Below are 6699 nucleotides of genomic sequence, written 5' to 3'. Positions count from 1 at the left end.
GGTCACGGTCGACCAGGGTCGGCAGCGTGCCGTAGGGATTCAGCTCTAGCAGGTCGGGGGTAGGCTCGTCGGCCTTCAGGATGATCCGGTCGTACGCCACGCCCTTGGCCGCCAGCACCAGCCGGGTACGGTGGCAGTGGATATCGTCGGCGCTGGTGTACAGCGTCAAAGCCGTTCGCGAACGAGCATTCTGGACCATGCGTGCGAGCCCTCTCCCTGCCGCAAATAAAACGGGGCGACCGGTCAGGCCGCCCCGAGGGACATCATTCAGTGGTTCTCGTGAACGTCCTTCCAGTACTCATGCTTCACCAGGTACAGCAGGAAGGTGAGCAAGGCGAGGAACAGGACCACCCACACGCCGACCGACTGGCGTTGGAGGACAGCCGGTTCGGCCGTGTACTCGAGGAAGGTAGCGAGATCGCGCGTCGCGCCCTTGAACTCCTCCGGTGTCATGCGGCCCGGCTGGGAGAGTTCGAGCTTCTCCACCACCGAATCGTGGCCTGGCGTGGCTTCGGAATGGACGGCGACCTGCAAGCCCTGCAGTTCCCACAACGGGTTCGGCATGGAGGCGTTCGGGAAGACCGTGTTGTTCCAGCCGACCGGACGGCTCGGGTCGAGGTAGAACGAGTTCAGGTAATTGAAGATGAAGTCCACGCCCTTGGCGCGCGCTTCGAGCGAGAGATCCGGCGGCTCCTTGCCGAACCAGGTCTTCGCCGAATCGGCCGGCATGTGCGAGATCACCGGTTCACCGAACTTCGCGCCGGTGAAGTTGAGGTTGGACATCACCTCGTCTTCGCTCAGGCCGAGGTCGCTGGCCACGCGCGAGTAACGCACGTACTTCAGCGAGTGGCAGCCGACGCAGTAGTTGAAGAACAGTTTGGCGCCACGCTGCAGCGACGCACGGTCATTCACGTTCGTCCCGGCCGAGGGCAGACCCTCACCGCCTTCCTGTGCGAAGGCGGGAACGGTGACGACGAAGAGGCCCAGCGCCAGGGCCATGGCGGATAGATAGCGCTTAATCATGCGTCGTCACCCGTTCCGGAACCGGCTTGGTCTTCTCGAGGCCAAAGTGCGTGTACACCCAGATGAAGATGAAGAACCCGAAGTAGGCCACCGTCATGACGCGGCCGAAGGCGTTCTCCAACGTGGTCGCGTCCGCGCCCGGGAACCACTCGGGAATCAGCTCGGCAGTGACGCCGGCGCCGACCGCACCCAGGGACAGGAACGAAATCACCAGCACGGCGAGCGCGATGCGGTAACCCATGCCACGGAAGCGTACCGAGCGGACTTCGCCACGATCCAGCCATGGCAGCAAGGCCAGCATCAGGATCGAGCCGAACATGCCGATCACGCCCCAGATGGCCGTGCCGAAGAACGACGGGATCATGCGCAGGATCGCGTAGAACGGCGTGAAGTACCACGACGGCTTGATGTGCGTCGGCGTCACCAGGTTGTTGGCCGGGGTGAAGTTGTCGTGCTCGAGGAACCAGCCGCCGAACGTGGGCGCGAAGAAGATGATGAACGCCGCGATCAGCAGGAAGAAGCCCACGCCGACCAGGTCCTTCACCGTGTAATACGGGTGGAACGGAATGGCGTCGATGGGCTTGCTGGCATCCCAGCGATTGCCCTTCGGACCATGTTTCACGTCCACGCCGTCCGGGTTGTTCGAACCCACTTCATGCAGCGCGGCCAGATGCAGCACCACCAGCAGCAGGAGAACCAGCGGCAGCGCGATCACGTGCAGCGCGAAGAAGCGGTTGAGCGTGGCGTCGGCGGGCAGGAAGTCGCCCATGATCCACTCCACCAGGCCGGGGCCGATGTAGGGAATGGTGCCGAACAGCGAAATGATGACCTTCGCGCCCCAGAACGACATGTTGCCCCACGGCAGCACGTAGCCCATGAAGGCTTCGGCCATCAGGACCAGGAAGATCAGCATGCCGAGGATCCACACCAGCTCGCGCGGACGCTTGAACGAGCCGTACATGATCCCGCGGAACATGTGCAGGAACACGACCACGAAGAACAGCGAGGCACCCGTGGAGTGCATGTAGCGGATCAGCCAGCCCCACTCCACGTCACGCATGATGTACTCGACCGAGTTGAACGCTTCCAGCGCACTCGTCTTGTAGTTCATGGTGAGGAAGATGCCGGTCACGATCTGGTTGACCAGCACCAGGATCGCCAGCGAGCCGAAGTAGTACCAAAGATTGAAGTTCTTCGGCGCGTAGTACTCGGTCATGTGCTTGCGGAACGTGGGCGCCAGGTTCGGCGCACGTTCGTTGACCCAGTCAAATAGGTTAGCCATCAGCCGGCCTCCTTCGGATCGACACCGATCTGGATGTGCGTGTCGTCCACGAAGTGGTACGGCGGCACAGGGAGGTTCTTCGGTGCGGGCACGCCACTGAACACGCGGCCTGAGAGGTCGTAGCGCGACTTATGGCAGGGGCAGTAGAAGCCACCCTTCCAGTTCGCGTCGAACGGCTCGGGCTTGATGTCCGGGACGAAATCGGGAACGCAGCCCAGATGGGTGCACAGGCCAATGACGACCAGCCACTCAGGCTTGATGGAACGGGTTTCGTTCGTCGCGTACTTGGGCTGCTGTTCCGTGTTGGACGACTGGGGATCCAGCAAGCGAGGCTCGAGGCCCTTCAGCTGGGCCAGCTGGTCCTTGGTGCGGTTGACCACGAAAACGGGAAGGCTACGCCATGCGAAAGTGACCTTCTGGCCCGCATCGATGGCGCTGATATCGACCGTGACAGGCGCACCTGCCGCCTTAGCCCTTGCACTTGGTTCCCACGACTTAATGAAGGGCACGACCGCCGCGACCACTCCCACACCACCTACGACTGCTGTCGTAACGGTAAGGAAGCGACGGCGCCCGTGATCGACGACTTCGTTCGCCATCAGGCTCTCCGGAACTTTGCCATTGAGGTTGCGGACCCCTATCGCCGGTTCGTTCGGAAATCGGCTTCCGCAAATCGCGTCAGTGTAACGTCAGCACTAGCGACGTACAATAAACTGGACGCCACCCTATCCCATAAGGGGCAAGGGGTGCCATGGGCACGGCGATGCGACGACGACAGGATCCCTCAGTTCTTAGATGAAACACGCCGCCCGCACGCTCGCCTTCATTGCCCGCTTCGTCGTGCTCGGCCTTGCCGTGGCCTTCATCATCGGCCTGTTCTGGCCCGGTAGCGGCGCCTTTCTCCGCCAGCGCTTCACCGCTCCCACCGGCATCACGGCGACGACCACAGGCGATTCACCCGCCTCCGGGCCGGCCTCGTATGCGGACGCCGTGGCCAAGGCGGCGCCCTCCGTGGTCAACATCTACGCCAACAAGATGGTCACCGAGCAGCCGCGCCAGCTTTACTCCGACCCCGTGCTGCAGCGCATTTTCAGCGTACCCACGGGGCCGGCGCGTACACGGCGCCAGCAGAACCTGGGCTCGGGGGTGATCGTCAGCGACGATGGTTACGTATTGACCAACAACCACGTCATTGCCAACGCCGACGACATCCAGCTGTTGCTCTACGACGGGCGCGTGGCCAAGGCCCGCGTGGTCGGCTCCGACGACGAGACCGACCTCGCCGTGCTCAAGGTGGACGCCGGCAACCTGCCCGCCATCCACATGACCGATCCGGATCGCCGTCCGCGCGTGGGTGATGTGGTGCTCGCCATCGGCAATCCCTTCGGCATTGGTCAAACCGTGACCATGGGCATCGTCAGCGCCATCGGGCGCCAGCTCAACCTGTCCAGCCTGGAGAACTTCATCCAGACGGACGCGGCGATCAATTTCGGCAACTCCGGCGGCGCCCTGGTCAACGCCCATGGCGACCTGGTGGGCATCAACACCTCGCTGATCGGCCAGGCCGTGGGCGCCGAAGGCATCGGCTTCGCCATTCCCGTGTCCAGTGCGCGCGAGGTCCTCGACCAGATCGTGCAGACCGGCCATGTCGTGCGCGGCTGGATCGGCGCGGACTACGGCGCCGTCCCGATTTCCGCCGACAGCGGCCTACCCTCCGCGGCGCGCGGCGTCGTGGTGAACGATGTATCCCCCGGCGGCCCCGCGGCCATGGCGGGCATCCAGCAGCGCGATGTGATCCTGAAGATCGGCGGCGAAGACATCCTCGACGCCTCCGACCTGCGCCGCCATGAAGCCGCGTTCAAGCCCGGCGTGGCGATCGCGATTTCCGGACTGCGCAACGGCGCACCGTTCGCCAGCACGATCACCCCCACCCAGCGGCCACCCACGGCACCCATGCAGGCCCTGCAAGGCGCCGCCCGGTAAAGCCGATTCATCGGCGATGCCCCCCCGCCCGGCGAAACCCCTGCCCCGCGATGCCCTGCCTAGTAGGAGCCGATTCATCGGCGATGGCAGGTCGCGACTACGTCAGGAATCGCCGATGAATCGGCTCCTAACGAGCGGGGGTATGGGGCCGTCAGGTGCCGCGGGAAGCCAACGGGACGTTGGTGCTGGGACGCTGCTTTAGCGACTCGCCATAGCGCTTGCGAAGCACCCCGACGCGCTCGACATACACCTGCGTTTCGTCATACGGCGGCACGCCGTTGTACTTCTGCACGGCACCGGGGCCCGCGTTATACGCGGCCGCCGCGAGGCGTTCGTTGCCGTTGAAGTTCCGCRGCAGCAGCGCGAGATACCGCGCGCCACCACGAATATTCTGGTTCGCATCGAAAGCGTCCAGCACGCCCATGTCGCGCGCCGTGGAGGGAATCAACTGCATCAGGCCCTGCGCGCCCGCGACGGACAACGCACGCGGGTTGAACGCGCTTTCCGCATGGATGATCGCTCGCAACAGCGCTTCGTCCACGCCGAACTCGTGACTGGCCGACGAGATGGCATCGCCATACGCAACGATGTTGAGCCCCACGCTGTTCCAGTCGATCTTCGAATGCACGTCGCAGGCGGCGCAGGTGGCGATATAGGTGAAGAGCATCTTGATGCTCTGCCCCTTCGCACCACCGCCCCCCTGGGGAATATTGGTGTACTCGACGCCGCCGTCCGCGCGGGTGATCCGGTAGACGGCGCCACGGAGCACGCGCGAACCCTTGGGCTGCTCCGGGGCGGGCATCGACGCCAGGTCGGTCGAGGCGGACTCGTGGTAATCCCACGTACCCTTCGGCGCCTTGATCGCGGGTGATGCCGCGACCGCGGCGAGGCCAGCGGATACGCGGTCGTCATTCCGCCCCGGGGCCAGGACGACGCTGCCGATCACGCCCTTCAACGAGGGCGCGGCCTCGACGGCCTGAAAGACGGCACTCGTGGGAGCAGGCGGAGCGACCGGCCGGGCCGGACGTGCCGGACGTGCCGGGGCCATATTGGCCAGCCGCTTGCAGTCCTTGTAGCCGGAAGTGCTGCCGGAGAACACGGTCTCGCCCGTGCTGCCGACACATCTATATAGGGCAGCCGCCGACGCCGGCCCCGCCAGCAGGCCCAGAAGCAGCACGCAGACGCCCGCAGCCCTTCGCAGGGCCATTCGGGAGAGCAGAAAACGGCAGGCGGGATGGCCGGCGCTTTCCCCTGGCGTCGCGTCGTGAACCATGGGCGCGAGTGTGCCCGAGCACCTATGCCCTGCCAAGGGCCAATAACGTGATCTTCCTCACGCAAGTCATTGATCCGCCGAACCCTGTGGCAAGGCGGGTGGTGGCGGCGTAAACTGTGCGGTTCGGTAACTCCCCACGAATCACGGTATCCCGGCCCATGAGCGGCAAGCTTTTCATCAAGACCCACGGCTGCCAGATGAACGAGTACGACTCGGCCAAGATGGCCGACGTCCTGCTCGCATCGCACGGTCTCGAGCTGACCCAGGACGAAGCGGAAGCTGACGTCATCCTGGTCAACACCTGTTCGATCCGCGAAAAGGCCCAGGAAAAAGTCTTCAGCCAGCTCGGCCGCTGGAAGGCGCACAAGGCGGGCGGCAAGCCGGTGCTCATCGGTGTGGGTGGCTGCGTCGCCTCGCAGGAAGGCGATGCCATCCTCAAGCGCGCACCCTATGTGGACCTCGTCTTCGGCCCGCAGACGCTGCACCGCCTGCCGGAAATGATCGAAGCCCAGCGCGCCAGCGGTAAGTCGCAGGTGGACATCAGCTTCCCGGAGATCGAGAAGTTCGACAGCCTGCCCGAGCCGCGCGCCGAAGGCCCCACCGCCTTCGTCTCGATCATGGAAGGCTGCTCGAAGTACTGCTCCTACTGCGTGGTGCCTTACACGCGTGGCGAGGAAATCAGCCGTCCGTTCGACGACGTCATCGTCGAGGTGGCCCAGCTCGCCGAGCAAGGCGTGCGCGAGGTCAACCTGCTCGGCCAGAACGTCAACGCCTACCGTGGCCCCATGCACGATGGCGACATGGCCGATCTCTCCGTGCTGATCCACGCTATTGCGCAGATCGAAGGCATCGGCCGCATCCGCTTCACCACCTCGCATCCGCTGGAGTTCTCCGACTCGCTGATCGAGGCCTACGCCAACGTGCCGCAGCTGGCCAACTACCTGCACCTGCCCGTGCAGGCGGGGTCGGACCGCATTCTCTCGGCCATGAAGCGTGGCTACACGGCGATCGAGTTCAAGCAGAAGATCCGCAAGCTGCGCTCGGTGCGCCCGGACATCTGCGTGTCGTCGGACTTCATCGTCGGCTTCCCCGGCGAGACGGATGAGGACTTCGAAAAGACCATGAAGCTGATCGAGGA

The 6699-nt window shown here is 64.4% G+C and carries 7 protein-coding genes; 2 read left to right on the top strand and 5 right to left on the bottom strand.

Translation table 11 applies throughout. The annotated features are described in order from the left end of the window. The 4 genes from AC1DSN_RS16335 to petA all read right to left on the bottom strand — a co-directional run. The coding region (locus tag AC1DSN_RS16335; protein ID WP_477331686.1) for a glutathione S-transferase N-terminal domain-containing protein at positions 1-199 on the bottom strand (199 nt) is incomplete at its 3' end. Positions 200-267: 68 nt separating this feature from the next. Next, on the bottom strand, positions 268-1023 hold the full coding sequence (locus AC1DSN_RS16330; protein WP_213947850.1) for a cytochrome c1: 756 nt from the start codon (positions 1021-1023) through the stop codon (positions 268-270). Next, complete coding sequence (locus AC1DSN_RS16325; protein WP_213947849.1) at positions 1016-2305, bottom strand: cytochrome b; 1290 nt, start codon at positions 2303-2305, stop codon at positions 1016-1018. Before AC1DSN_RS16325 ends, AC1DSN_RS16330 begins: the two co-directional genes overlap by 8 nt. Beyond that, positions 2305-2904, bottom strand: a complete 600-nt coding sequence (petA, locus tag AC1DSN_RS16320) for a ubiquinol-cytochrome c reductase iron-sulfur subunit (RefSeq protein WP_063573455.1) — start codon at positions 2902-2904, stop codon at positions 2305-2307. The genes AC1DSN_RS16325 and petA overlap by 1 nt, the downstream gene beginning before the upstream one ends. A 196-nt stretch (positions 2905-3100) precedes the next feature. Between petA and AC1DSN_RS16315 the strand changes: the two genes are divergently transcribed. Next, complete coding sequence (locus AC1DSN_RS16315) at positions 3101-4288, top strand: S1C family serine protease (protein ID WP_213947848.1); 1188 nt, start codon at positions 3101-3103, stop codon at positions 4286-4288. Positions 4289-4439: 151 nt separating this feature from the next. Here AC1DSN_RS16315 and AC1DSN_RS16310 read toward each other — a convergent pair whose 3' ends face one another. Beyond that, the gene (locus AC1DSN_RS16310) at positions 4440-5561 is read right to left on the bottom strand and encodes a lytic transglycosylase domain-containing protein (protein WP_477331684.1); all 1122 of its coding nucleotides are present in this window, start codon (positions 5559-5561) and stop codon (positions 4440-4442) included. 158 nt (positions 5562-5719) lie between these two features. Between AC1DSN_RS16310 and miaB the strand changes: the two genes are divergently transcribed. Next, positions 5720-6699: tRNA (N6-isopentenyl adenosine(37)-C2)-methylthiotransferase MiaB (gene miaB, locus AC1DSN_RS16305; RefSeq protein ID WP_477331682.1), on the top strand; the 980-nt coding region annotated here is incomplete at its 3' end.

The sequence above is a fragment of the Luteibacter sp. P4_D7_3 genome, assembly GCF_056401735.1.
The sequence above is the reverse complement of the archived record's forward strand: the minus strand, read 5'-3'. Positions and strand labels throughout refer to the sequence as shown.